The organism is Aminobacter sp. P4_H6_2 (assembly GCF_056400805.1).
Map to the genome: position 1 here is coordinate 1 of NZ_JBFUKO010000717.1, position 2,575 is coordinate 2,575.

2 protein-coding genes and 2 pseudogenes are annotated in these 2,575 nt (G+C 60.1%); 3 read left to right on the forward strand and 1 reads right to left on the reverse strand.

Features of this window, described 5'->3' with window-relative positions; translation table 11 throughout:
* Window positions 1-160, reverse strand: a pseudogene (locus AC1DUU_RS29115) (IS110 family transposase); the annotation flags it as partial.
* A gap of 141 nt (window positions 161-301) precedes the next feature.
* On the opposite strand from AC1DUU_RS29115, the pseudogene AC1DUU_RS29120 reads away from it, so the two are divergent.
* From AC1DUU_RS29120 to AC1DUU_RS29130, 3 genes and pseudogenes are all read left to right on the forward strand, one after another.
* Window positions 302-442: pseudogene (locus AC1DUU_RS29120) on the forward strand (exonuclease); the annotation flags it as partial.
* Window positions 443-643: 201 nt separating this feature from the next.
* Window positions 644-1,636 (forward strand): hypothetical protein, encoded by a 993-nt coding sequence (locus tag AC1DUU_RS29125; RefSeq protein WP_476786801.1) that lies wholly within the window; start codon window positions 644-646, stop codon window positions 1,634-1,636.
* The gene (locus AC1DUU_RS29130) at window positions 1,630-2,385 is read left to right on the forward strand and encodes a hypothetical protein (protein ID WP_476786802.1); all 756 of its coding nucleotides are present in this window, start codon (window positions 1,630-1,632) and stop codon (window positions 2,383-2,385) included. Before AC1DUU_RS29125 ends, AC1DUU_RS29130 begins: the two co-directional genes overlap by 7 nt.
* The last annotated feature ends 190 nt before the right edge of the window (window positions 2,386-2,575 follow it).

Consider the following 2,575-nt stretch of genomic DNA (forward strand, 5'->3'; position numbering starts at 1 on the left):
AGGCCTCGATGCCGATCAGGCAGGGTGGCAACTTGGTGAAGAACGGCAAAACCTGCGATCGCCGTAGTGCCTTGCGCACGACAACGTCTCCAGACGCGTCAACGGCATGAACTTGAAAAACACGCTTGGCCAAATCGAGGCCCACGGTGGTAATCTGCATGGCGGATGGCTCCTTTGCTTGGGTTGCCAGACAGCAAACCCATTTTGGCACTCAGATGCCGGGAGCGGGAGCCATCCACCTCATCCGCTATCGGGTAGCGAAGGCCGTGTAGCTGCCCTTCTGCAGCCGACCCAATTCTGCATTGGTCTATTCGACTGCGAGTTTCTATGCCTCGAAGGTTCACAGCTCAGATTCTGGTGCGCAGCTCATGACCCCGACCCTGTCATTGGTGCTGTGAGGCTTGGGCTAGAGAACGGTTTTCCCGTTCTGGATACCGTGCGGCCGGCGGCGTGATGGTCGAGGCCGGCGTTGTTGTTGCTGCCTCCCGCTAGGTCGCAAATATCCTGGAACGCAGCCGAAGCCTATGAAATAGACCGGTGGATCGCAGCCGAGCTGGCGGCAACCACGCTATCTAACATTGAAGTGGATATTTAACTCCACTGCTGTTAAATAGATCGAGTGATGTTAGATGAGTTTCCGGACATGCGATTGCGTGCGCTTGCGAGCGCGACGGAAACCTATGCACGCGAGGCCTTCGGGGCACACCTCCTTCTCGATCCCATCAAGCCGCTCGGACTCCCGCACTTTCTGTATGACCGCTATAGCATGTGGCGCGGGGAGCTGCTCGACGGCCCGGCCGTATTCATCGTTCCGCAAAGTGGTGCCATAGGCGGCGTTGACGAGTTCCTGAAGCATCGGGACCAGATGCGGCGCCATATCGATGCCCGCCTGTTCGTGCTGTTGCTCGAAAGCGTACCAGCGGCATTGCGTCGGCGCCTCGTGGAAAAGCGCGTCGCATTCATTTCTCCGGGGGCGCAATTCTATGTGCCCGAAGCGTTTGTGGACCTGCGCGAAACCTATTCCAGCGAGCCAGGACCATCGCCCGAGCAGATGTCCCCAACCTCACAAGTGGTGATTCTTGCCGCGCTGCTTGGGCACGAAGTGAACGATGCCAGCCTGACCCAGCTCGCCGAGCGCTACCAGGTCGCGATCATGAGCATGAGCCGGGCGTTCGACGAACTGGAGGCACTCGAACTGGCGCGGCCGCACCGCGTCGGCCGGCAGCGTCGCCTGAGCCTGCGCTTCGGTGGCGGCGACCTCTGGCGCGCGGTCGAGGGGCGCTTGCAATCGCCGGTGCGCAAGATTCGCTATGTCACGGGCGAGCTACCCTTGAACGAGGCGGTGTTGGCGGGCGAAAGCGCCCTAGCCCAATATACGATGCTCACCGAACCGCGAATCGAATGCAGGGCAGCGCCGGCAGCCGCTTGGAAGCGGATGGCACGGCAACACGGATTGGAACCTGCCTGGGCCTATGACGAACGTCGGATCGAGATCCAGACATGGGCCTATGATCCCCAAGTCCTCACCGACAACGAGGTTGCCGACCGACTTTCGCTCTATCTGAGCGCACGGCATGACGCGAACGAACGAGTCGCACAGGCAGCCGATTATCTTTTGGAGCCCTTTGGATGGTAGCTGGCGTCGACCGCTTTCGCGCGCATTTTTCGGGCCATGAGCACCAGTATGTGCTGATCGGCGGCGCGGCATGCGAGCTGATCATGGAGGAAGTCGGTCTCGATTTCCGCGCGACCAAGGATCTCGATATTGTCCTCATCGTCGAGGCGCTCGACCCGGCGTTCTCCGAAAAGTTCATGGCCTTTGTCGAGGCGGGCGGATACGAGATCCGACAGCGTAGCGAAGGCGAGCGGATTCTTTATCGGTTCGCCAAGCCGTCGATCGAAGGATATCCGGCGATGCTGGAGCTGTTCTCCAATGCGCCGGACGGATTCGAGCTGGCACCCGGCAGCCAACTTGTGCCGATCCCGATCGCCGAGGCAGCGGCGAGCCTGTCGGCCATCCTGCTCGACGCCGACTATTATGCGTTTCTCAAGACGATGGGACGATCGCTGGACGGTGTGCCGGTTCTCGACGAAGCCGGCCTCATCCCCTTCAAGGCGCGTGCCTGGGTCGATCTCAGCCGCCGTCGTGCGGAGGGCGAGAAGGTCGACGAAAAGGACGTGAAGAAGCACCGCAACGATGTTGCGCGTCTGTTGCAGCTCCTAAGCGCGGAGGCGACGTTCGACCTGCCCGAGACGATCAAGGCCGATATGCAAGCGTTCGTCGACGCTCTTGTCGGGCAGGATGATTTCACGCCGAAGCAGTTTGGGGTCGCGATGACGAGGGAGGTCGTCATTGATCGGCTGCGCCGTGCCTATAAGCTCTGAGATTTCGACCCGATACTATGCACGTCAATTTGTGCTGCGAGTACAGTCTTTCAAATGCCCGATCAAGAAGGAACTGGGTCTATCTCGCCAGCAAACAAACGACCGAAGACCTGACTCGCCGCCCCAAAGCGGATGAGGTGGATGGCTCCCGCTCCCGGCATCACAGTGCCAAAGTGGGTTTGCTGTCAGG

Excerpts from the sequence above, each read along its gene's own strand:
- AC1DUU_RS29125 (WP_476786801.1), top strand. The coding sequence starts at position 644 with ATGCGATTGCGTGCGCTTGCGAGCGCGACGGAAACCTATGCACGCGAG.
- AC1DUU_RS29130 (WP_476786802.1), top strand. The coding sequence starts at position 1,630 with ATGGTAGCTGGCGTCGACCGCTTTCGCGCGCATTTTTCGGGCCATGAG.